Annotated in this window: 27 protein-coding genes; 15 read left to right on the top strand and 12 right to left on the bottom strand. The window is 58.9% G+C overall.

Annotated elements, in window-relative coordinates:
• Positions 1 to 117: 117 nt before the first annotated feature.
• Complete coding sequence (locus tag ACWGZX_RS03010) at positions 118 to 555, bottom strand: hemerythrin domain-containing protein (protein ID WP_452627243.1); 438 nt, start codon at positions 553 to 555, stop codon at positions 118 to 120.
• Positions 556 to 701: 146 nt separating this feature from the next.
• Here ACWGZX_RS03010 and ACWGZX_RS03015 point away from each other — a divergent pair, with 146 nt between their 5' ends.
• Positions 702 to 1,127: a GNAT family N-acetyltransferase gene (locus tag ACWGZX_RS03015; protein WP_452627244.1), complete on the top strand. Its 426-nt coding sequence runs from the start codon at positions 702 to 704 to the stop codon at positions 1,125 to 1,127.
• A gap of 206 nt (positions 1,128 to 1,333) precedes the next feature.
• Here the strand turns inward: ACWGZX_RS03015 and ACWGZX_RS03020 are convergent, their stop codons facing one another.
• Positions 1,334 to 1,684 (bottom strand): hypothetical protein, encoded by a 351-nt coding sequence (locus ACWGZX_RS03020; protein WP_452627245.1) that lies wholly within the window; start codon positions 1,682 to 1,684, stop codon positions 1,334 to 1,336.
• 149 nt (positions 1,685 to 1,833) lie between these two features.
• Between ACWGZX_RS03020 and ACWGZX_RS03025 the strand changes: the two genes are divergently transcribed.
• The 9 genes from ACWGZX_RS03025 (at position 1,834) to ACWGZX_RS03065 (ending at position 6,762) form a co-directional block, all read left to right on the top strand.
• Positions 1,834 to 2,082 carry a hypothetical protein gene (locus ACWGZX_RS03025; protein WP_027925145.1) on the top strand — a complete coding sequence of 83 codons (249 nt, stop codon included), beginning with the start codon at positions 1,834 to 1,836 and terminating at the stop codon, positions 2,080 to 2,082.
• A 20-nt stretch (positions 2,083 to 2,102) separates the two neighbouring features.
• Entirely contained in the window at positions 2,103 to 2,432 is a 330-nt protein-coding gene (locus ACWGZX_RS03030; RefSeq protein ID WP_452627246.1) for a DUF6388 family protein, read from the top strand.
• A gap of 25 nt (positions 2,433 to 2,457) precedes the next feature.
• Positions 2,458 to 3,162, top strand: a complete 705-nt coding sequence (locus ACWGZX_RS03035) for a YoaK family protein (protein WP_452627247.1) — start codon at positions 2,458 to 2,460, stop codon at positions 3,160 to 3,162.
• A gap of 127 nt (positions 3,163 to 3,289) precedes the next feature.
• Entirely contained in the window at positions 3,290 to 3,682 is a 393-nt protein-coding gene (gene tusD, locus ACWGZX_RS03040; protein ID WP_452627248.1) for a sulfurtransferase complex subunit TusD, read from the top strand.
• Between the two features lies 1 nt (position 3,683).
• A complete protein-coding gene (gene tusC, locus ACWGZX_RS03045) occupies positions 3,684 to 4,046 on the top strand; it encodes a sulfurtransferase complex subunit TusC (RefSeq protein WP_452627249.1) in 363 nt (120 codons plus the stop codon).
• Positions 4,046 to 4,339: a sulfurtransferase complex subunit TusB gene (tusB, locus tag ACWGZX_RS03050; RefSeq protein WP_452627250.1), complete on the top strand. Its 294-nt coding sequence runs from the start codon at positions 4,046 to 4,048 to the stop codon at positions 4,337 to 4,339. Before tusC ends, tusB begins: the two co-directional genes overlap by 1 nt.
• Complete coding sequence (locus tag ACWGZX_RS03055; RefSeq protein ID WP_452627251.1) at positions 4,336 to 4,671, top strand: TusE/DsrC/DsvC family sulfur relay protein; 336 nt, start codon at positions 4,336 to 4,338, stop codon at positions 4,669 to 4,671. The genes tusB and ACWGZX_RS03055 overlap by 4 nt, the downstream gene beginning before the upstream one ends.
• The gene (locus ACWGZX_RS03060) at positions 4,668 to 5,669 is read left to right on the top strand and encodes a glycosyl transferase family protein (protein WP_452627252.1); all 1,002 of its coding nucleotides are present in this window, start codon (positions 4,668 to 4,670) and stop codon (positions 5,667 to 5,669) included. The genes ACWGZX_RS03055 and ACWGZX_RS03060 overlap by 4 nt, the downstream gene beginning before the upstream one ends.
• A gap of 91 nt (positions 5,670 to 5,760) precedes the next feature.
• Positions 5,761 to 6,762: a glutathione S-transferase family protein gene (locus ACWGZX_RS03065; protein ID WP_452627253.1), complete on the top strand. Its 1,002-nt coding sequence runs from the start codon at positions 5,761 to 5,763 to the stop codon at positions 6,760 to 6,762.
• A 151-nt stretch (positions 6,763 to 6,913) separates the two neighbouring features.
• Here ACWGZX_RS03065 and cysG read toward each other — a convergent pair whose 3' ends face one another.
• The 7 genes from cysG to ACWGZX_RS03100 form a co-directional block, all read right to left on the bottom strand.
• Positions 6,914 to 8,308 (bottom strand): siroheme synthase CysG, encoded by a 1,395-nt coding sequence (cysG, locus tag ACWGZX_RS03070; protein ID WP_452627254.1) that lies wholly within the window; start codon positions 8,306 to 8,308, stop codon positions 6,914 to 6,916.
• A complete protein-coding gene (serS, locus tag ACWGZX_RS03075; RefSeq protein WP_223518300.1) occupies positions 8,309 to 9,589 on the bottom strand; it encodes a serine--tRNA ligase in 1,281 nt (426 codons plus the stop codon). It lies immediately after the preceding gene.
• Positions 9,590 to 9,605: 16 nt separating this feature from the next.
• On the bottom strand, positions 9,606 to 9,980 hold the full coding sequence (crcB, locus tag ACWGZX_RS03080) for a fluoride efflux transporter CrcB (protein ID WP_223518297.1): 375 nt from the start codon (positions 9,978 to 9,980) through the stop codon (positions 9,606 to 9,608).
• Positions 9,980 to 11,302, bottom strand: a complete 1,323-nt coding sequence (locus ACWGZX_RS03085; RefSeq protein WP_111448954.1) for a replication-associated recombination protein A — start codon at positions 11,300 to 11,302, stop codon at positions 9,980 to 9,982. Before ACWGZX_RS03085 ends, crcB begins: the two co-directional genes overlap by 1 nt.
• Positions 11,303 to 11,460: 158 nt before the next feature.
• On the bottom strand, positions 11,461 to 12,084 hold the full coding sequence (lolA, locus tag ACWGZX_RS03090) for an outer membrane lipoprotein chaperone LolA (protein WP_223518296.1): 624 nt from the start codon (positions 12,082 to 12,084) through the stop codon (positions 11,461 to 11,463).
• Positions 12,085 to 12,163: 79 nt separating this feature from the next.
• Complete coding sequence (locus tag ACWGZX_RS03095; RefSeq protein WP_223518294.1) at positions 12,164 to 14,569, bottom strand: DNA translocase FtsK; 2,406 nt, start codon at positions 14,567 to 14,569, stop codon at positions 12,164 to 12,166.
• Positions 14,566 to 14,838, bottom strand: a complete 273-nt coding sequence (locus ACWGZX_RS03100; protein ID WP_452627255.1) for a hypothetical protein — start codon at positions 14,836 to 14,838, stop codon at positions 14,566 to 14,568. Before ACWGZX_RS03100 ends, ACWGZX_RS03095 begins: the two co-directional genes overlap by 4 nt.
• A 38-nt stretch (positions 14,839 to 14,876) precedes the next feature.
• Between ACWGZX_RS03100 and trxB the strand changes: the two genes are divergently transcribed.
• From trxB to infA, 4 genes are all read left to right on the top strand, one after another.
• Complete coding sequence (gene trxB, locus ACWGZX_RS03105; RefSeq protein ID WP_452627256.1) at positions 14,877 to 15,836, top strand: thioredoxin-disulfide reductase; 960 nt, start codon at positions 14,877 to 14,879, stop codon at positions 15,834 to 15,836.
• 64 nt (positions 15,837 to 15,900) lie between these two features.
• Positions 15,901 to 16,581 (top strand): leucyl/phenylalanyl-tRNA--protein transferase, encoded by a 681-nt coding sequence (aat, locus tag ACWGZX_RS03110; RefSeq protein WP_452627257.1) that lies wholly within the window; start codon positions 15,901 to 15,903, stop codon positions 16,579 to 16,581.
• Between the two features lie 112 nt (positions 16,582 to 16,693).
• On the top strand, positions 16,694 to 17,401 hold the full coding sequence (locus ACWGZX_RS03115; RefSeq protein WP_452627258.1) for an arginyltransferase: 708 nt from the start codon (positions 16,694 to 16,696) through the stop codon (positions 17,399 to 17,401).
• Positions 17,402 to 17,501: 100 nt separating this feature from the next.
• Complete coding sequence (gene infA / locus ACWGZX_RS03120) at positions 17,502 to 17,720, top strand: translation initiation factor IF-1 (protein ID WP_002553999.1); 219 nt, start codon at positions 17,502 to 17,504, stop codon at positions 17,718 to 17,720.
• Between the two features lie 236 nt (positions 17,721 to 17,956).
• Here the strand turns inward: infA and clpA are convergent, their stop codons facing one another.
• Together clpA and clpS are read right to left on the bottom strand one after the other, a co-directional pair.
• Positions 17,957 to 20,227: an ATP-dependent Clp protease ATP-binding subunit ClpA gene (clpA, locus tag ACWGZX_RS03125; RefSeq protein ID WP_046032479.1), complete on the bottom strand. Its 2,271-nt coding sequence runs from the start codon at positions 20,225 to 20,227 to the stop codon at positions 17,957 to 17,959.
• Between the two features lie 30 nt (positions 20,228 to 20,257).
• On the bottom strand, positions 20,258 to 20,641 hold the full coding sequence (clpS, locus tag ACWGZX_RS03130; RefSeq protein WP_020799529.1) for an ATP-dependent Clp protease adapter ClpS: 384 nt from the start codon (positions 20,639 to 20,641) through the stop codon (positions 20,258 to 20,260).
• A gap of 225 nt (positions 20,642 to 20,866) precedes the next feature.
• On the opposite strand from clpS, the gene ACWGZX_RS03135 reads away from it, so the two are divergent.
• The gene (locus tag ACWGZX_RS03135; RefSeq protein WP_452627259.1) at positions 20,867 to 21,148 is read left to right on the top strand and encodes a cold shock domain-containing protein; all 282 of its coding nucleotides are present in this window, start codon (positions 20,867 to 20,869) and stop codon (positions 21,146 to 21,148) included.
• Between the two features lie 61 nt (positions 21,149 to 21,209).
• On the opposite strand, the gene icd is transcribed toward ACWGZX_RS03135, so the two are convergent.
• Positions 21,210 to 22,466 (bottom strand): NADP-dependent isocitrate dehydrogenase, encoded by a 1,257-nt coding sequence (gene icd, locus ACWGZX_RS03140; RefSeq protein ID WP_150766769.1) that lies wholly within the window; start codon positions 22,464 to 22,466, stop codon positions 21,210 to 21,212.
• Positions 22,467 to 22,693 lie beyond the last annotated feature (227 nt).

The following is a 22,693-nucleotide window of genomic DNA, read 5'->3' on the forward strand; positions in this document are numbered from 1 at the left end:
TCGCCTGATTTCACGACTGCTACGCAGTCGAACGCAGGCTTCGCCAGCTGCTACGGATTGTGTCGCTCCTTAAATGAGCAGCACCGGGCTCAACACTTAACAACCACAGACACAGGATCAGGACAGCTGATCCTTGTATTCCTTCTCATACTGGCCGGCGAGTGTCTCTTTCTGTTTGTCATCGAGCAGCTTGCCGGCCATCTGGAAGAACTTCTGCTCTTCCTCTTCCAAATGGTGATGCACCTTTTCGGTGAGTTTTTTCGCGGTCGCCAGCCACGCCGGACTGGACATCTCGGTCTCGTCCAGTTCCTCCATCATTTCGTCCATTTCGTGGTGTTCAGCGATGGCGTGGCGGCTCAGGTCGACGCCGTTGTCGAACTCCATCAGCGGAATATAGAAATGGCGCTCCTCGGCGGTTTCATGGGCCTGAAGTTCGGACTTTAGCTGCTTGTAAGCCTCGACCCGTTCCGGGGTGTCACCACTGGTTTTGATCAGCGCATCGGCATAGCTGCGCTGACGCTCGTGGCTTTCACGCAAGGCTTCGAAAATATTCACGGGCTGTCCTCATTGGCCGTGTTCTGAAATGACGCTGTTTAGGCTAGACATCCGCGCGACTGCGACGGTTCCACTGGTGTCTGGGGGATAGAACAATCGCCGCAAGCGCGATAGGCTCCAGACTCATTGCCATAAGGAAGTAGCTCATGACCCTGCGAATCGAACGCTCGCAAAACCCCACCAATGAAGAACGCGAGGCCATCCTCACGCCGCTGCGCGCCTATAACGCGGCACAGGCTGGCCAGGCCAATGCGCAACCGCTGGCCTTGCTGGTGCGCGACGACAACGGCGAGATTCTCGGCGGGTTGTATGGCCGGTTTTTCTACCAGTGGTTGTTCATCGAACTGCTATCCGTGCCTGAACAGGCCCGGGGACAGGGCATGGGCTCGACGTTGATGCAGATGGCCGAAGACCTGGCGCGGGAAAAGGAATGCATGGGGATCTGGCTGGACACCTTCGACTTTCAGGCGCCGGAGTTTTACAAACGGCTCGGCTACAGCGAACTAGGCCAGATTGCCGACTACCCGCCGGGGCACAAGCGCTTCTTTTTCCAGAAGCGTCTGAGCGACTAATCAACACACAAAACCCTGTAGGAGCGGGCTTGTGTGGCGAGGGGGCTTGTCGGAACGCCGCACCGCCCCGTTCGGCTGCGAAGCAGTCGTAAATCCAGGCGACTCGGTTGGCTTGAAAAAGTGAGGGGGCCGCTTCGCGACCCAACGGGGGCAAGCCCCCTCGCCACACAAGCCCGCTCCTACAGGGGTATTGCATCAGCCTTGGATCAGAGGCAGGTGGCCAACGCCGCCAAACGGCGCTTGGCGACGAAGTTGTCATGCTGAGCGTAATAATTCAAAACGGTGCCGGAAGCGTCGGTGGTCACGTCCACAAAGGATTCCGCCGACCGCGTGTAGACCGTCGAACCGCCATTTTTACCGGGTTGCAAATAGGCGGCAGCATCCACACCGAACACCGCCTCGTCCTGCCAGGAAAACTGCACGCACTCGGCCACGATGGTATGCGGTTTGTTCGATTTCAGGGTTTTGTACGGGGTCTTGGTGCGAGCATCGTCCATCACCGAGCCCGCGCATCCCGCCAGCAACGTTACGGCCAGCGCCACCATCAGAATTCGCATTACGTTCGCTCATCAAGAAAAAGCGGACTGTATCACCGTGATGCAGCGTTTCGTTCTGCTTTACTTCATTTATACCGCGACACCGCGTAACGATTCGCGCACCCTGTCGCGCCATAAACACCGTTTCGCGCATTTTTCTGGAAGCCCCAATGACCCCAAACGCCGAATTCTACAAACCGACCCCTGAATACGCCGACAAGCTGATCAGCCAGATCGGCCAGACACCGTCCTGGATTGCCAAGCGCATTGGCGTCACCGACAAGCGCATCCGCTACATCCTTGACGGCGAACGCACCGTCAAAGGCGAAACCACGCCGATCAAGATGACCTACACCGAGCAGTTCGCCCTCGAATGCCTGGCCGCAGCGGCCAAGGCCAGCAAGAAACAATCTTCGTAACCCGTTACCAAGGAGCGACCATGGCGGCAACCGAACAGCAACACGAGCAGGCGCTGAAAAAGTTTCTCGATGAGCGCCCCGAACTGCGCGATGAGCTCGACAACCTCAACCCGCTGCTGGCTCAGGCCAAGGGTGAAACCCCGGCGCAGTACCGCGACGAGCGACTGCACGAAGCCTTCGAAGCTGAAGCCGAACGCCAAGGGCTGTTCGCCTGGGAACTGACGCTGCTCCTGACGGCCGCCACACCTCAGGAATACGAAGCCCAGCGCCGGGAGGTGCATATCGAAGTCGCAGAGATGGCCGGTATGGACTGGCTGGATTATTGCGAGTTGTATGGGATAGATCCATAACCACTGTTCAAGGATGCCCTCGCCGATGCTGCCATCCACCTCCTCAACCCACGCCAGCCCCGGCCACCTGCACACGCAAAAGTGGCGTGGGCGTATCGGCATGACGCTGGTGGCCATGCTCTCGGTACTCGCCGGCATGACCGACGCCATCGGCTTCATGGCCAGCGGCGATTTCGTCTCGTTCATGAGCGGCAACACCACCCGCCTCGCCGTCGCCATCAGCGTCGGCGATCTGGGGCTGACAGGGCGACTGCTGCTGCTCGTGGCCACTTTCATCGAGGGCAACGCCTTGGGCATTATCGTCAGCCGTCTCGGCAGGCGGCGGGCGCTGCCGTTGATGCTGAGCATCGCCACACTGCTGTGCGCGGCCGCGACCTGGCCTTTTGACGAACAATTACCTGCGCTACTGGCAGCGATCATCGCCATGGGCATGCTCAATGCCGCCGTCGAGGAAGTGAACGGCCTGCCGGTCGGCCTGACCTATGTCACCGGCGCCCTCTCACGCTTCGGACGCGGACTGGGACGCTGGCTGCTCGGCGAGCGGCGCAATGGCTGGCGGGTGCAGCTGATCCCTTGGACCGGGATGTTCGCCGGGGCAGTCCTTGGGGCGGTGCTGGAACATCATTTGGGGCTTCAGGCGTTGTTTGCCAGCGGGTTGCTGGCGGGTGTGCTGGGGGTGGTTTCGTTGAAGATTCCGCGGCGGTGGCAGTTGGGGTATATGCCGCGCTGATTTAAGTGTTGCCTGTCAGGCTGCCTTCGCTGGCTTGCCAGCGAAGGGGCCCGCCCAGACAACATCGATTTAGCCCCCCCGCCGATAAAGCTTTATCATGGCCACAGTTTTGCTGATCGAGTCTGTCATGAAGTTCGCCATCGCACTGTTTTCCGCCGCCCATGCGCCCTCCTCACGCCGCGCCCTGTTGTTTGCCCAGGCTGCGCTGGCCGGTGGGCATGAGATTGTCCGGCTGTTTTTCTATCAGGATGGCGTCTACAACGCCTCCGCCAGTGTGGTCACGCCACAAGATGAGCTGGACCTGCCCAAGCAATGGCGCGCGTTTGTCAGCGAGCATCAAATGGACGGCGTGGTGTGTATCGCCGCCGCCCTGCGCCGTGGTGTGTTGAACGAGGAAGAAGCCGGGCGTTATCAGCGTGACGCGGTTGCAGTCAGCGCGCCGTGGGAACTGTCCGGCCTCGGCCAGTTGCACGACGCGGTGCAAGACGCTGACCGCTTGATCTGTTTCGGAGGCGCGTAAGATGGCTAAATCCTTGCTGATTATCAGCCGTCAGGCGCCATGGTCCGGGCCGAATGCGCGCGAAGCGCTGGACATCGTACTCGCCGGCGGCGCCTTCGATTTGCCAATCGGCCTGCTGTTTCTCGATGACGGGGTGTTCCAGCTCGCTACGAAACAGGACGCCAAAGCGCTGCAACAAAAAGACCTGAGCGCCAACCTGCAGGCCTTGCCGATGTTCGGTGTCGAGGAATTGTTCGTCTGTGGCGACAGTGCCGCAGAACGTGGGCTGGACCCTTCCTGTTTGTCACTGGAAGAAGCCCAAGTGCTGACCTCCCACGACATCACCGCCCTTATTGACCGTTACGACCAAGTGATCACCCTCTGATGTCGACTTTGCATGTGTTGTCTCATTCCCCGTTCGGCGACGATCGCCTGACCAGTTGCCTGCGCGTGATCGGCGCCAATGATGCGCTGCTGCTGACCGGCGACGCGGTCTATGCCCTGCAGCCGGGTACTGCGCCTTTCAGCGCGCTGCATACTCGCGGTCTGCAACTATTTGTGCTGGCCGAAGACGTTCAAGCGCGGTCCATTGAAACGCCAGACTGGGCCAAGGCCATCGATTACCCGGCCTTCGTCGAGCTGTCGATTCACCATGACAAGGTCAACAGTTGGCTATGAATTCTCTGACAGTGGGCGCTCGCGCCGTCTTGTTGGACAAGGACGGTTTCCTCGTCGAATTGAGCGACTGGTCCACCGATGTGGCCAGTGCCCTGGCCGCTGCCGAAGACATCGAGTTGAGCCCTGAGCATTGGGAAATCCTCGAACTGCTGCGCGGTTTCTACGACGAATACCAGCTATCGCCGGCCACCCGCCCGTTGATCAAATACACCGCGTTGAAGCTCGGCCCGGAAAAAGGCAACAGCCTGCACCTGAACCGATTGTTCAAAGGCACCCCTGCCAAACTCGCCGCGAAACTGGCGGGCCTGCCCAAACCGACGAATTGCTTATGACCGACTTTCCAGCGCTGACCCTCGAAACACCCGCCGAGCACCCGTTCGCCCAGTTCGTGCGAATCCTTGGTAAAGGCAAACGTGGCGCCCGCGACCTGACCCGCGAAGAAGCCCGCGACGCCATGGGCATGGCGCTCGATGACAAAGTCGAAGACACCCAACTCGGCGCATTTCTGATGCTGCTACGGCACAAGGAAGAAAGCGCAGAGGAAATGGCCGGCTTCACCGAAGCCTTGCGTGAACGCTTGCAGGCTCCCGACTTAAATGTCGATCTGGACTGGCCGACGTATGCCGGCAAGAAGCGTCATCTGCCGTGGTACCTGCTGGCTGCCAAGTGCCTGGCGCAGAACGGCGTACGCATTTTCATGCACGGCGCCGGCGCGCACACGGCCGGGCGGCTGTACAGCGAACAACTGCTGGAAGGACTGAACATCCCACTGTGCCGCAATTGGCAACAGGTGGGTGCGGCACTCGATAACGGCGGCCTGGCGTTCATGCCGCTGGTAGATTGGGCGCCGCAACTGCAGCGCATGATCGACCTGCGCAACACCTTGGGCCTGCGCTCGCCGATCCATTCCCTCACGCGCATTCTCAATCCGTTGGGGGCTCGTTGCGGCCTGCAAAGTATTTTCCACCCCGGTTACCAGGCGGTGCATCGCGATGCCAGCGGTTTGCTCGGCGACACCGCGATCGTGGTGAAAGGCGATGGCGGCGAAATCGAGATCAATCCGGACACCGACAGTCACTTGTATGGCACCACGGGCGGTGAAAGCTGGGACGAAGAATGGCCGCAAATGTCGGCCCAGCGTCACGTTAAACCCGCCTCCCTCGACCCTGAGCATTTGAAGGCCGTCTGGCGCGGTGATGTGGTGGACAGTTATCCGCAAATGGCCCTGATTTCGACCATGGCCCTGGCCTTGCGTGGGCTCGGTCAGTCCCGTGATCAGGCGTTCGAAACAGCCCAGCAATACTGGGATGCTCGGGACAGATCGATTTAACCGATCATAACTGCCCAACCTTTGCGCTTTTTGTTCGAACTCATGGGCATAGACTCCTCTCCAACGATTTATGGTTTGAGGAGTCTTGAACATGGGTTTATTAGTCGAAGGCCGCTGGCATGACCAGTGGTACGAAAGCAGCAAGGACGGCGCGTTTCAGCGTGAGCAGGCACAGCGTCGCAACTGGGTAACTGCCGATGGCAAGCCGGGCCTGACGGGTGTCGGAGGCTTTGCTGCTGAAGCCGGCCGCTATCACCTCTACGTGTCCCTCGCCTGTCCATGGGCGCACCGCACATTGATCCTGCGCAAACTCAAAGGTCTCGAAAGCCTGATCGACGTGTCGGTGGTCAGTTGGCTGATGCTGGAGAACGGCTGGACCTTCGACCAGAGCCTGGGCTCCACCGGCGACAAACTCGATCACCTCGACTTCATGCACCAGCGCTACACCGCCGATACCGCCAACTACACTGGCCGAGTCACCGTACCGGTGCTGTGGGACAAACAACAGAATCGCATCGTCAACAATGAATCGGCGGAGATCATCCGCATGTTCAACAGCGCATTCGACGACCTGACCGGCAATGACCTGGATTTCTATCCTGAGCCACTGCGCGCCGAGATCGATGCGATGAACGAGCGGATTTACCCGGCCGTGAACAACGGCGTGTATCGCGCCGGGTTTGCAACGTCGCAGCACGCTTATGAAGAAGCCTTTGATGACTTGTTTGAAGAACTGGATCGACTGGAGCAGCTGTTAAGCGCCAATCGTTACTTGATCGGTGAATACCTGACGGAAGCGGATATTCGGCTGTTCACCACGCTGATTCGTTTCGACGCGGTGTACTACGGGCACTTCAAGTGCAACCTGCGGCGGATTGCCGATTATCCGAATCTGTCGAACTGGTTGCGCGAGATTTATCAGTGGCCGGGGATTGCTGAAACGGTGGATTTTGAGCACATCAAGCACCACTACTACGGCAGCCACAAGACCATCAACCCGACGGGGGTTGTGCCGAAAGGGCCGGCGCAGGATTTCACCGTGGCGCATGATCGGGCGCGGTTGAGCGGGAAAGGGGTTTGGCGCAGGGCCTGATAGACCGCTGAAACCTGGAGGTCAGCGCGATCAATTGTGGCGAGGGGGCTTGCCCCCGTTGGGGTGCGCAGCGGCCCTGAAAGCTGCGAGCGAGGTCGCTGATTTTGCGACTGCTTCGCAGCCGAACGGGGGCAAGCCCCCTCGCCACAAATCAGATCTGCCCCTGAGCCCCTTCAAACCACGCCAGTTTCTCGCGCAATTGCACCACTTCCCCAACGATCACCAACGTCGGCGCATGCACTTCATGCTCCGCCACCAACCGTGGCAAATCCGCCAACGTGCCGGTAAACACCCGCTGATTGACCGTGGTGCCCTGCTGGATCAACGCCGCCGGGGTGTCTGCCCCGCGACCGTGCTTGATCAACTGCTCGCAGATAACCGGCAACCCCACCAGCCCCATGTAGAACACCAACGTCTGCGCTGGCGCGACCAAGTCGGCCCACGGCAGATCGGTGGAACCGTCCTTCAAATGCCCGGTGACAAACCGCACTGACTGCGCGTAATCGCGGTGGGTCAGCGGAATCCCGGCATACGCCGCGCAACCGCTGGCCGCCGTGATACCCGGCACCACCTGGAACGGGATGCCCTGGGCCGCCAGTTCTTCGATCTCTTCACCGCCGCGACCGAAGATGAACGGATCACCGCCCTTCAACCGCACAACCCGCTTGCCCTGTTTGGCCAGGTCAACCAATTGCTGGTTGATCTGATCCTGCGGTACAGCGTGGTCGGCGCGACGCTTGCCGACATAGATCCGTTCGGCATCACGACGGCACAGTTCCAGAATCGCCGGGGCCACCAGGCGGTCATACAGCACCACGTCGGCTTGTTGCATCAGGCGCAAGGCACGGAACGTCAGCAAGTCGGGATCACCGGGGCCGGCGCCCACCAGGTAGACCTCACCGGTGGCTTCCGGCGCTTTACCTTCAATTTTTACTTGCAGCAGACGCTCGGCTTCGGCGCCCTGCCCGGCCAGTTGCCGGTCGGCAATCGGGCCCTGGAAAACATCTTCCCAGAACGCCCGGCGCTGCTGTACGTCCGGAAACAGGCGTTTGACCTGGCCGCGAAAACGCGCCGCCAGACCCGCCAGTTGGCCGTACGTGGACGGTATCCAGGTTTCAATCTTGGCGCGGATCAACCGTGCCAGCACCGGCGCATCGCCGCCGCTGGACACCGCAATAATCAAGGGCGAACGATCAACAATCGCCGGAAAGATCACGCTGCACAGGGCCGGCGCGTCCACGACGTTGACCGGCACACAACGCCGATGGGCATCGGCGGAGACTTGCGCGTTCAACGGCTCGTCGTCGGTGGCGGCGATGATCAGCCCGCAACCGTCCAGATCCGTCTCGGCATAACCGCGCAACAGGCACTCGCCACCGCTGCCGGCAACCAGTTCGCGCAGTTGCGTTTCGATTTCAGGTGCAACCACCCGCAGCAGCGCACCGGCATCGGCCAGCAGGCGGGATTTGCGCAAGGCAATTTCCCCCCCACCGACAACCAACACACGACTGCCGCGCAGGTTGTGAAACAGCGGCAGATAGTTCATTTAGCCGATGACCTCAAGGCCACCCATGTACGGCTTCAGGACTTCAGGCACACGGATCGAACCGTCGGCCTGCTGATAGTTTTCCACCACAGCCACCAAGGTACGACCGACCGCCAGGCCAGAACCGTTGAGGGTGTGAACCAGTTCAGGCTTGCCCGTTTCCGGGTTGCGGAAACGCGCTTGCATACGACGGGCCTGGAAATCGCCGCAGTTGGAACACGACGAAATCTCGCGGTACTTGCCCTGGCTCGGAATCCACACTTCCAGGTCGTAAGTCTTGACCGCGCTGAAGCCCATGTCGCCGGTGCACAGCGCCAGGGTGCGGTAAGGCAGCTCCAGCAGTTGCAGGACTTTCTCGGCGTTGGCAGTCAGGCCTTCCAGCGCTTCCATCGACGTCGACGGTTCAACGATCTGGACCATTTCGACTTTGTCGAACTGGTGCTGGCGAATCATGCCGCGGGTGTCACGACCCGACGCGCCGGCTTCACTGCGAAAGCATGGCGTGTGGGCCACGAACTTGATCGGCAGCAGTTTCGAATCGACGATCTCGCCAGCAACGATGTTGGTCAGCGACACTTCAGCCGTCGGGATCAGGTACAGATCGGCTTCGCCTTCGCGAGCGATCTTGAACAGGTCTTCTTCGAACTTCGGCAGTTGGCCAGTGCCTTGCAGCGCCGGGGCCTGAACCAGATAAGGCGTGTAAGCCTCTTCGTAACCGTGTTCGTTGATGTGCAGGTTGATCATGAACTGCGCCAGTGCGCGGTGCATGCGAGCGATCGGGCCGCGCAACAGGGCGAAACGGGCGCCCGACAGCTTGGCGGCGGTTTCGAAGTCCAGCCAGCCGTATTTCTCGCCCAGGGCAACGTGGTCCTGAACCGGGAAATCGAACGCCTTCGGGGTGCCCCAGCGGCGCACTTCAACATTGCCGTCTTCGTCATCACCAACCGGCACCGATTCGTGCGGCAGGTTCGGAATGCCCAGCAGGATCGAATCCAGATCGGTCTGGATCGCGTCCAGTTCGACTTTACCGGCGCTCAATTCGTTGGCCATGCGATCGACGTCAGCCATCAGTGGCGCGATGTCTTCGCCGCGCTGCTTGGCCTGACCGATGGATTTGGAACGGGCATTACGCTCAGCCTGCAGTGCTTCGGTGCGGGTCTGGACGGTCTTGCGCTGTTCTTCCAGCGCTTCGATGCGCGCAACATCCAGCGTGTAGCCGCGGGATGCCAGGCGGTCCGCTACGTCCTGAAGGTTGCTACGTAACAGTTTGGAATCGAGCATGTCGGTTTCTCGTTTATCAAAGTTTGGTCAAGGACAGGCCGGCCCAGGTGGCAAGTAGCCCGCCGAATACGCTGAGCGTCGCATAGCCCAAAGCCAGCGGCACTTGCCCGCTTTCCAGCAAGCGCACCGTATCCAGTGAAAAGGATGAAAAAGTCGTCAGCCCTCCGAGGAAGCCGACGATCAACCCGGCGCGCACCTCAAACGGCACTTCCGGGCGTATCAAAAACAGACCGTATAGAACGCCGATCAGCAAACAGCCCACGATATTAACGGCCAGCGTAGCCGTATAGAAGTGCCGCGGCCAATTAGCGTTGATCCAGTTGCCGGTCGCGAACCGCAACAGCGTGCCGGCGACACCGCCGATGGACACCGCGATGACCAATGGAATCACTATTTTCTCCGCTGCCGGGGACTTAAACGGTCAAGCTGGGCGAGGTGATTGAGCTTCTCGCCAATCTTTAACTCCAGGCCGCGTGGCACCGGCTGATAGAACGGCTGCGGTTCGAGTTCTTCCGGGAAGTAGTCTTCGCCAGCGGCGTAGGCATCCGGCTCATCATGGGCGTAACGGTATTCGTCGCCGTAACCGAGTTGCTTCATCAGTTTGGTCGGAGCGTTACGCAGGTGCAGCGGCACTTCCAGCGAACCGTGTTCGGTGGCGCTGCGCATCGCCGCCTTGAAGCCCATGTACACCGCGTTACTTTTCGGCGCGCAGGCCAGATACGTGATGGCTTGGGCCACCGCCAACTCACCTTCGGGGCTGCCCAGGCGCTCTTGCACCTCCCACGCTGCCAGGCACAGGCTCAGGGCGCGCGGGTCGGCATTACCGATGTCTTCGCTGGCCATGCGCACCACGCGCCGGGCCAGATACAGCGGATCGCAACCGCCGTCTATCATCCGTGCAAACCAATACAACGCGCCGTCGGGGTTGGAACCGCGTACGGATTTATGCAGCGCGGAAATCTGGTCGTAAAACGCTTCTCCGCCCTTGTCGAAACGTCGGCGGGTATCACCGAGCAGACTTTGCAGCAGATCGACGCCGATCTCGCTGTTGTCTTCGGCCAGGTCCGAGGCGTTTTCCAGCAAATTCAGCAGCCGCCGGCCATCGCCATCGGCGGCGGACAGCAGCATCTGGAAACCTTCATCGCTGAGGGTAAGCTGCCGCTTGCCCAGGCCACGTTCTTCGGTCAGTGCGCGATGCACCAACTTGCGCAGGGCTGCTTCGTCGAGGCTTTTGAGTACATAGACGCGGGCCCGGGAGAGCAAAGCGTTATTGAGTTCGAATGAGGGGTTTTCGGTGGTCGCGCCGATGAAAATCAGCGTGCCGTCTTCAACGTACGGCAGGAAAGCATCCTGCTGGGACTTGTTGAAGCGGTGCACTTCATCAACAAACAAAATGGTGCGCCTACCGTACTGCCCGGCCTGTTGCTTGGCGATTTCCACCGCCTGACGGATTTCCTTCACGCCGGCCAGCACGGCAGAGACCGTTTCAAAGTGCGCATCCGAGACTTCCGCCAGCAACCGCGCCAGGGTGGTTTTGCCCACGCCCGGCGGCCCCCAGAAAATCATCGAATGCAGGGCACCCTGCTCCAGGGCTTCGCGCAATGGCTTGCCGCGAGCGAGCAGGTGTTCCTGGCCGACGTACTCATCCAGATTGGCCGCACGCAAGCGGGCGGCCAAGGGCTGAGCTATCGGGGCGCTACGAAACAGGTCCATCACTACTTGCGAAACCTCACTGACTATCAGCCAATAACTTGAACACCGAAGAACCCTGTGGGAGCGAGCCTGCTCGCGAAAGCGGTGGGTCAGACAACATTGATGGCGACTGACACTCCCTCTTCGCGAGCAGGCTCGCTCCCACAGTTTAAGCAGCGTTATTCCTGGATTACATCGGCACCCTTGGGGATGTCGAACTTGAATTTGGAGGCCGGGATCGGCTCGTTGGCCTTCACGCCAGTGAACAGAATATTGGTGCGCTGGCCGACACTGTCGATCATCTGCATGTCGTTGACCAAGCCATTGCGGAACGACAGGCGCAGACTGTCGAACAGGGTGTCCTTGGTCTTGGGCTTCAAGGTGAAGTCGATCACGCCGCCGGCTTCCTTGGCGCTGATGTCGAAGCTCTGGCTGATCTTGGACACGTCACCGGACAACAGCAGTGCAGGCGTCTGGGTCAGGCGTTGATCGAGTTTCTTGATCGTGGCCTGTTCCAGATCCGGGTCCCACAGGGTCACTTTCTTGCCGTCAGAGACCATGGTTTGTTCAGCCGGTGCATTGGTGTGCCAGTAGAACAGGCCCGGACGCTGCAACGACATTTCACCAGCGGTTTCCTGCAACTGGGTGCCGCTGCCATCGAGGGTCAGCTGGGAGAAACGGGCAGTCAATGTCTGGGATTTTTCCAGCAATTGGGTCAGGCGCGCCACGTCCTTGTCATCGGCGTTAGCCTGGAGCGTGGTCAAAGCCAGTACCGGCAGCAACAGCATGCGGATAAGACGCATGGGAGTCCTCATAACATTCGTGGGGGATCGGGCGGCGCGTGTGCACCACTCGCTTTTCAATTTAAGGAGGCGATTCAAATCAGTCGCGCACCGGGCCCGGGGCCAGGACTTCACGCGAACCGTTGGTGTTCATGGACGTCACGACCCCGGCCATTTCCATGGCTTCGATCATGCGTGCGGCGCGGTTGTAGCCGATTTTCAGTTTGCGCTGAACCGCAGAGATGGACGCACGACGGCTTTCCAGGACGAACTGCACCGCTTCGTCGTAAAGCGCATCGGTTTCGGCATCATCATCGCCACCACCACCGCCATTCTCGAAGCCGCTGCCGGCTTCTTCGACACCGGCGAGGATGTCGTCGTTGTATTCCGGCGCGCCGCGCAGTTTCCAGGCCTCCACCACGCGGTGAACCTCGTCATCGGACACGAACGCGCCGTGAACACGAATCGGCAGACTGGTGCCCGGCGGCATGTAGAGCATGTCACCGTGACCCAGCAGCTGCTCGGCGCCGCCCTGATCGATGATGGTCCGGGAGTCGATCTTGCTCGATACCTGGAACGCCATACGCGTCGGAATGTTGGCCTTGATCAGACCGGTGATCACGTCCACCGACGGACGCTGGGTGGCGAGGATCAAGTGGATACCGGCAGCTCGGGCCTTTTGGGCGATACGGGCGATCAGTTCTTCAACCTTCTTGCCGACGATCATCATCATGTCGGCGAATTCGTCGACAACCACGACGATGGTCGGCAGCTTGGTCAGCAGCGGTGCTTCGTCGTGAATGCTTTCGCGCTTGTACAACGGATCGGTCAGCGGCGTGCCGGCATCCTGGGCTTCCTTGACCTTGGCGTTGAAGCCGGACAGGTTACGCACGCCCATCTTCGCCATCAGTTTGTAGCGACGCTCCATCTCCGCCACGCTCCAGCGCAGTGCGTTGGCCGCGTCCTTCATATCGGTCACGACCGGGCACAGCAGGTGCGGAATGCCTTCGTAGATCGACAGTTCAAGCATTTTCGGGTCGATCATGATCAGCTTGGCGTCTTCCGGGCCAGACTTGAACAGGATCGACAGGATCATCGCGTTCACGCCCACCGACTTACCGGAACCGGTGGTACCGGCCACCAGCAAGTGCGGCATTTTTGCCAGGTCGGTGATGACCGGCTTGCCGCCGATGTCGTGACCGAGGGCCAGGGTGACCGGCGACTTGAAGTTGTCGTACTCGGGGGTCGACAGCACTTCGGAGAAGCGCACGATCTGCCGGTCTTCGTTCGGAATCTCGATACCGACGGTAGTCTTGCCCGGAATCACTTCAACCACACGCACGCTGGTCACGGCCAGGGAACGCGCCAGGTCTTTCGCCAGGTTGGAGATGCGGCTGACCTTCACGCCTGCGGCCGGCTGAATTTCGTAACGGGTAATCACCGGGCCTGGGTGAATCGAATCCACCGAGACTTCGACGCCAAATTCCTTGAGCTTGATTTCCAGCAAATGGCCAACCGCAGCCAGGGATTCGGGCGAGTAATTGAGTTGTTTCTTTTCCGCGGGGTCAAGAATCGAGATCGGTGGCAAGGTGCCTTCCACGGCGCTGTCGACGAACAACGGCGTCTGTTTCTCTTTTTCCACTCGCTGGCTCGGTGCAGCCGGTTTCGGCGGCGCTGGTGCAATGACCGGCGGCACCTGCTTCTCGCGTTCCGACATGTGCTTGCTCAGGGCTTGCTCACGTTCGATCAGGCGCTCCTTGACCTTGGCCTGCTCGCGTTTGTCGGTGACGGTTGGCGCGACCACCTCATTCACGCGATCGTCGACTTCACGCAGTTGCGCCACCAGTTGCTTGCGTTCGTTACGGGCCGCCCACCAGCGATTAGCCGCGCCCTGGAACAGTTCGAACAAGTCGAGGGTGATCTTGCCGGTGAGGTCCATCACCTTGAACCACGACAGGTCGGTAAACACCGTCAGGCCGAACAGGAACAGCGCTATGAACAGCAGTGTGCTGCCCTGGATGTTCAGCGCGTTCCTGGCCAGATCGCCGAGGCTTTCACCCAACGCACCACCGGCACCTGCCGGCAGACCCGTGGCGGCATGGAAATGGATGTGCGCCAGCGCAGCACCCGACAGTACCAGAAACACCAGGCCAATCAGGCGCCAGGAGAACAGCCAGCCGCTCCACTGCCAGGGTTCGTGGCGCTGACGGAAGATCTGATAGACCTTGACCGCGAGCAACAACGGGAAAATGTAGGCGAAGTAGCCCAGCACCATGAACAGGATATCGGCACTGTAAGAACCGGCCGGGCCGCCGAAATTCTGCACGTCATCAATCTTGCTGTTATGGCTCCAGCCCGGATCGTCCTTGCCGTAAGTCAACAAGGCCATCATCAGGAACAGGCACAAGGCGCCAATAGCGATCAATGCACCTTCCTTGAGCCGGTAGTGCAAATGCTGGCGCCAGAGCGGAACAACTGTTTTGGGTGCTGCGGTGGATTTCTTCAAAACGTTACTTTTCCTGCGCCTGGGGCGCGTCCATCTGTTGAATGACTATAAAAAACTGCCCAATCCAGGCAGGTAAAAAAGTTAACAGGCGCAACCGGGACTACTTTTAACACTGCATCCAGTGTTTTATAAACACGGCGTGCACTGCTTATTTTGTTACAACCCCCCTTGCACGCAGGCATTGTACGGGTTTGTCCGTCCGACGCCATGCTTGAGGCACTGGGTATAGCATAGCCAAAAGCACCCTGACGTGCGGTCAATTTGAGCATGCATTCTCTTTCGTGACAAAGGCTTATGAGGTGTTTTTATGAGCGAAGCGAAGCATTCACGCCTGATCATTCTGGGTTCCGGCCCTGCCGGTTACAGCGCAGCCGTTTATGCCGCCCGCGCCAACCTCAAACCCGTTGTCATTACCGGCATACAAGCAGGTGGCCAGCTCACCACCACCATCGAAGTCGACAACTGGCCCGGCGACGTCGAAGGCCTCACCGGCCCGGTGCTGATGGAACGCATGCAAAGACACGCCGAACGCTTTGACACAGAGATCGTTTACGACCACATCCATACCGCCAAGTTGCAACAACGCCCATTCGAACTCATCGGCGACGGCGGCACCTACACCTGTGACGCCCTGATTATCGCCACCGGCGCTTCGGCGCAATATCTGGGACTGCCCTCGGAAGAGAAGTTCGCCGGCAAGGGCGTTTCAGCCTGCGCCACCTGCGACGGCTTCTTTTACCGCAATCAGGTGGTGGCAGTGGTTGGTGGCGGCAATACCGCTGTTGAAGAAGCCTTGTACCTGTCGAACATCGCTAAGGAAGTCCATCTGATTCACCGTCGCGATAAGTTGCGCTCGGAAAAGATCCTCCAGGACAAACTGTTCGAAAAGGCGGCCAACGGCAATATTCGCCTGCACTGGAATCAGAATCTGGATGAAGTGCTGGGCGATACCAGCGGCGTGTCCGGCGCTCGCCTGCGCGACAGCCTGACTGGCGAAACCCGTGAATTGGCGCTGGCCGGGGTGTTCATCGCCATCGGCCACAAACCCAATACCGATCTATTTGTCGATCAGCTGGCCATGCGCGATGGCTATCTGCGGGTCAAAAGCGGCAACGAAGGCGACGCCACCGCCACCGCGATCCCCGGCGTGTTTGCCGCCGGCGATGTTGCCGATCATGTTTACCGCCAAGCCGTCACGTCGGCCGGGGCCGGTTGCATGGCCGCGCTGGACGCCGAGAAATACCTCGACGACATTCCCGGCGTTTAACGGCACACTTTACGGCGGGCCCATCAGCCCGCCACCGCCCTCCCCTTCTGCAAGCCCGGATGCCATGCTGACTTGGTTACAACGCAATACCCTGACCTTCCCCCCGCTGGAAAAAGCCATGCGCGACCCCAACGGGCTGCTGGCTGCGGGCGGCGATCTGTCTGCCGATCGTCTGATTCAGGCCTATCGCCATGGTTGCTTCCCGTGGTTCTCCGAAGGCCAGCCGATTCTCTGGTGGTCGCCGGATCCGCGCACGGTGCTGTTTCCCGACGAACTGCATGTTTCCCGCAGCCTGGCGAAATTACTGCGCCAACAGCGCTATCAAGTGACCTTCGATCAGGATTTCGCCGCCGTCATCCGCGCCTGCGCTGCACCGCGCGATTACGCCGACGGCACCTGGATCACCCAGGCCATGCAGGACGCTTACATAGAACTGCACAGGCGTGGTCACGCGCATTCGGTGGAAGTCTGGGATCAGGACGAGCTGGTTGGCGGACTCTACGGCCTGGCCATGGGTCAGCTGTTTTTTGGTGAGTCCATGTTCAGCCGCGCCGACAATGCGTCCAAATATGGCTTTGCCACACTGGTGCGACATCTGAAAGACTCGGGTTTTGTGCTGATCGACTGCCAGATGCCGACCGATCATCTGCACAGCCTCGGCGCACGGGCGATTCCCCGCCGCGAATTTGCTGGCTACCTGACGCAGCATCTGGATCAACCCAATCGCGCAACCTGGGTTTGCTGAGCGACTTTTGCGCGCGTGGCTTACACTTAGGGAGCGCTCTCAACGAGTTTCGCGGCGGTGAAACTCATTGAGAATGAACGCCCCCAATCAAAGCTTATCCCGAGGGTTGATCATGACCGAGTTGGCGCGTTTGAAGTTCTATGCCACTCAGCCCCACTCTTGCAGCTATCTGCCAGATGAACAGGCTACAACCCTGTTCCTCGACCCTAGCCAGCCCATGGATGTGCATGTCTACGCAGATTTGTCTGAAATGGGTTTTCGTCGCAGTGGCGATCATCTTTACCGGCCACATTGCCAGAACTGCAATGCGTGCGTGCCGGCGCGCATCCCTGTGGCGCAATTTACCCCCAACCGCCAACAAAAACGCATTTTCAAACGCAATGCCGACCTACAGATTCGCCCGGCCAGAGCACAGTTCACCGAAGAATATTTCGGCCTCTATCAGCGCTATATCGAACAGCGTCACGCCGATGGCGACATGTACCCGCCGAGTCGCGATCAGTTCTCGACCTTCCTGGTGCGCGACCTGCCGTTCTCGCGCTTTTACGAATTTCGTCTCGAGGGGCGGCTGCTGGCGGTGGCCGTCACCGACTTACTGCCAAATGGTCTGTCGGCGGTGTATACCTTTTACGAACCCGAGGAAGAACGCCGCAGCCTGGGGCGTTACGCAATTCTCTGGCAGATCGGCGAGACACGCCGCCTCGGACTGGACGCCGTCTACCTCGGCTACTGGATCAAAAACTGCAAAAAAATGAGCTACAAGACCCAATATCGGCCTATCGAGCTGCTGATTAATCAACGCTGGGTCATCCTGAACTAGAACCCCTTGGCTTAAACCCCATTTTTCGGGCACAATGCACGCCGCTTTTGCCTGGCGCAGTTGCACCGGGCCATTCATTGGACACCGAGGGCTTTACTGCATGTCGAAAGAAGACAGCTTCGAAATGGAAGGCACTGTCGTCGACACCCTGCCCAACACCATGTTTCGTGTGGAGTTGGAAAATGGGCACGTCGTAACCGCGCATATCTCCGGCAAGATGCGCAAGAACTACATCCGTATTCTTACCGGTGACAAAGTGCGCGTCGAGCTGACGCCCTATGACTTGAGCAAAGGGCGCATCACTTACCGCGCTCGCTAATCAAGTCAATACAAAACGCCCGGCTCTGCCGGGCGTTTTTGTTTGCCTGCGATTTGATGCAGCACGCCGACCCCATGTAGGAGCTGGCTTGCCAGCGAAGGCGTCGGCATGTCTTGCATCAATGCCGCCAGATCCATAGCTATCGCAGGCAAGCCAGCTCCTACAGTTGATCCAGGGTGTTCTCCAGACAGCAAAAAGGCGCCTCTCGACGCCTTTTGCTTTGTCGCGATTTAACGTCAGGCCATTTCAGCCGTGGTCTCGAACTCGAAGGTCAGCTCGCCGTCCTTCAGATCGATATGCACCACACCGCCATGGTCGGCCAGTTCGCCAAAGAGGATCTCTTCGGCCAGTGGACGCTTGATCTTGTCCTGGATCAAACGCGCCATTGGACGCGCACCCATTGCCGTGTCGTAGCCACCCGCTGCCAGCCAGCTGCGCGCTGCGTCCGTCACTTCCAGCTGCACGCGCTTGTCTTCCAGCTGCGCCTGAAGCTCGGTGAGGAACTTGTCCACCACGCTTTTGATGACCTCATGGCTGAGGCGACCAAACTGGATAATGGTGTCCAGACGGTTGCGGAACTCTGGCGTGAAGCTCTTCTTGATCACTTCCATCGCATCGGACGAGTGGTCCTGATGGGTGAAACCGATCGAAGCACGCGCCGCTGTTTCGGCACCGGCGTTGGTCGTCATGATGACGATCACGTTACGGAAATCCGCTTTGCGCCCGTTGTTATCGGTCAGCGTACCGTGGTCCATGACCTGCAGCAGCAGGTTGAAGACTTCCGGATGCGCCTTCTCGATTTCATCGAGCAACAGCACGCAGTGAGGCTGCTTGGTGATGGCTTCGGTCAGCAGACCGCCCTGATCGAACCCGACGTAACCTGGAGGCGCACCGATCAGACGCGATACGGTGTGGCGCTCCATGTATTCGGACATGTCGAAGCGAACCAGCTCGATGCCCAACGCCTTGGCCAGCTGACGCGCCGCTTCGGTTTTACCGACACCGGTCGGCCCTGCGAACAGGAATGAACCGACAGGCTTGTCAGGCGATTTGAGGCCGGCACGGGACAGTTTGATCGCCGTCGACAACGAGTCGATGGCGGCATCCTGGCCAAATACGGTCAGCTTCAGGTCACGCTCAAGGTTACGCAGCAGTTCTTTGTCGGAACTGGTGACGTGCTTAGGCGGAATCCGCGCGATTTTCGCAACGATGTCCTCGACTTGAGGCACTTCGATGCGTTTTACGCGCTTCTCGATCGGTTGCAGACGCTGATAGGCGCCCGCCTCGTCGATGACGTCGATGGCCTTGTCCGGCATGTGCCGGTCATTGATGTAACGCGAAGCCAGCTCAGCAGCCGCACGCAACGCCTCATCACTGTATTCGATGTTGTGGTGCGCTTCGAAACGACCTTTCAGGCCGCGCAGGATGCCAATGGTGTCTTCCACCGAAGGCTCCGACACATCGACCTTCTGGAAGCGCCGGGCCAAGGCACGGTCCTTCTCGAAGATCCCGCGAAATTCCTGGAACGTGGTCGAACCGATGCAACGGATATCACCCGAGGACAGTAGCGGCTTGAGCAGGTTCGACGCATCCATGACGCCACCTGACGCGGCACCCGCACCGATAATGGTGTGGATTTCGTCGATGAACAGGATCGCCTGCGGACGTTTTTTCAGCTCATTGAGCAGCGCCTTGAAGCGCTTCTCGAAATCGCCACGGTATTTGGTCCCGGCCAGCAACGCGCCCAAGTCGAGGGAGTACACCACGCTGTTGGCCAGCAGGTCCGGCACCTGGTTGTCGACAATGCGTTTGGCCAGGCCTTCGGCAATCGCGGTTTTACCCACGCCCGCCTCGCCCACCAGCAGCGGATTGTTTTTGCGGCGACGCGCCAGAATCTGCGCAACGCGTTCGACTTCAAGCTCACGGCCTACCAATGGATCGATTCGACCCTGGCGCGCGAGTTCGTTGAGGTTGCTGGCATAAGCATCCAGAGGATTGCCAGAAGAAGAAGACTCACCGCCCTCGTCGTCCTGCATATCTTGCTCACCTTCAGAGTGATCGCCATGCCCAGGCACTTTGGAAATGCCATGAGCGATGTAGTTGACGACATCAATGCGCGCAACGCTCTGCTGTTTCAGCAGGAACACTGCCTGACTCTCTTGCTCACTGAAAATGGCGACCAGCACGTTGGCGCCAGTCACTTCACGCTTGCCCGAGCTCTGTACGTGGAAAACAGCACGCTGCAGTACACGCTGGAAGCCCAGGGTTGGCTGGGTTTCGCGATCCTCATCATGAACGGGGATCAATGGCGTGGTGGAGTCGATGAACTCCTGCAGGTCATGCTTGAGTTTGTCGAGGTTTGCGCCGCAGGCACGCAAAACGGTGGCGGCAGCCTCATTGTCCAATAGGGCCAGCAGGAGATGTTCGACGGTCATGAACTCATGACGCTTCGAACGAGCCTCCTTGAAGGCTAGATTGAGGGTGACTTCGAGCTCGCGGTTTAACATAGCTTCACCTCATACCCAAGTGGTCGGCGATTAACCGTCCTTCTCGATTTCACAGAGTAGCGGATGCTGGCTTTCCCTGGCGTACTGGTTGACCTGCATGGCCTTTGTCTCGGCAATGTCGCGGGTAAACACTCCACATACTGCCCGTCCTTCTGTATGGACGGCCAGCATGACCTTGGTCGCCAGCTCGCGATTCAGGTTAAAAAACACCTCGAGCACTTCGACGACGAAATCCATCGGTGTGTAGTCATCGTTGAACAAAACCACCTTGTACATCGGCGGTGCCTGTAACGCAGGCTTCGCCTCCTGAACAGCAATGCCTGCGGAATCGTCGTCGTGTTCCTCCGGGCGATCTTTCTGGAGAGTCGGGCGATCCTGATTGAATGTTAGTCGAATCTGGCTGATTGCATGCATGGAAAGAAAGGTTCGTCAGTTGTGCTAATACAGTGGTGGGGGCGGCTATGGACGATTTCAACACTGACCGCCCGGTCACCTTGACTATCGGAAAAACGGTGTTACAACCAATAGAGCCCACAGTGGGTAAAAAAGGTCCGCAGAGTCAATAGTAATTATAGAGACCGGCTGCGGATGTACTGGATGATACTCCAGTGATGGAGTCTGTTGCAGAGGGATATGAGCATGTCAGTCGGCAAGGTGAAATGGTTCAACAATGCCAAGGGATTCGGTTTCATTAACACCGACGCCAGAGAAGGACGTGACGAGGATGGCAAGGACATCGATTTCTTTGCCCACTATTCGGCCATCGAAATGGACGGCTACAAAACGCTCAAGGCTGGACAAATCGTCAGCTTCGAGATCGTTCAAGGCCCCAAGGGATTGCACGCCGTGAAGATCGGTGCAGCCCCGTTAATGAGCGAACCTGTCGCTCCCGCCACCAAGCAGGAGACGGTATCGAACTGACGCCATCAGCATCCAGTCATGAAAAAACCGCCCGAAGGCGGTTTTTTTAGTGCCGATTCGCTTACATATGCGAGATCAGCGCATCACCAAACGCAGACGAAGACAGCAGCGTCGCCCCTTCCATCAAACGTTCGAAGTCATAGGTCACGGTCTTGGCGGAGATCGCGCCGTTGGTGCCCTTGATGATCAGATCCGCCGCTTCGGTCCAGCCCATGTGGCGCAGCATCATTTCAGCAGACAGAATCAGTGAACCCGGGTTGACCTGATCCTTGCCGGCGTACTTCGGCGCAGTACCATGGGTCGCTTCGAACATGGCAATGGTGTCAGACAGGTTGGCACCCGGTGCGATACCGATACCGCCCACTTCCGCCGCCAGGGCGTCGGAGAGGTAGTCGCCGTTCAGGTTCAGGGTCGCGATTACATCGTACTCGGCCGGGCGCAGCAGGATCTGCTGGAGCATGGCGTCGGCGATGGCATCCTTGACGATGACATTCTTGCCGGTTTTCGGGTTCTTGAACTGCATCCACGGACCACCGTCGAGCAGGGTCGCGCCGAACTCTTCAGCGGCCACTTCGTAGGCCCATTCCTTGAAGGCACCTTCGGTGAACTTCATGATGTTGCCTTTGTGCACGATGGTCAGCGAGTCGCGATCGTTGTCGACCACATACTGCAGGGCCTTGCGCGCCAGACGCTTGGTGCCTTGCAGCGAAACCGGCTTAATGCCGATACCGCAGTTTTCGTCGAAACGGATCTTGGTGACACCCATTTCATCTTTGAGGAACTTGATGACTTTGGTCGCTTCCGGCGAACCGGCTTTCCACTCGATACCGGCGTAGATGTCTTCCGAGTTCTCACGGAAGATCGTCATGTCGACGTCGCCTGGCTTTTTCACCGGGCTAGGCACGCCTTCGAACCAGCGCACAGGGCGCAGGCACACATAAAGGTCGAGTTGCTGACGCAGGGCCACGTTCAGGGAACGAATGCCGCCACCGACCGGGGTGGTCAGAGGGCCCTTGATGGAAACCACGTAATCCTTGACCGCGTCCAGGGTTTCCTGAGGTAGCCAGGTGTCCTGATCGTAAACCTGAGTCGCTTTCTCCCCGGCGTAGACTTCCATCCAGGAAATTTTGCGCTCGCCGCCGTAAGCCTTCTTAACAGCAGCATCGACAACCTTGATCATGACCGGGCTGATATCAACGCCAATACCATCGCCTTCGATGAAGGGAATGATCGGGTTGTTAGGAACATTGAGAGAATGGTCCGCATTGACGGTGATTTTGTCGCCGACGGCTGGAACCTGAATCTTCTTGTATCCCATGCTGAACTCCATTGTTTGGATTGAACATCTGGCTTCGTTCGAGCGTAACTCAGTTAAATCGGCGCGCAAACCCTATGTTCCATCCATCTGCCGCAAAGCTGCATGACTCGCGGGCTACAAGCCTGAAAGCAAAGGGAAAAGCGCCAAACTCAAGCACGACGAATGACTCTACGCCCCACTCGCCCCTGCGACCTTTAGACCAATGGACGAGAATTGTCATGCATGAA

The organism is Pseudomonas sp. CLCA07 (assembly GCF_053615335.1).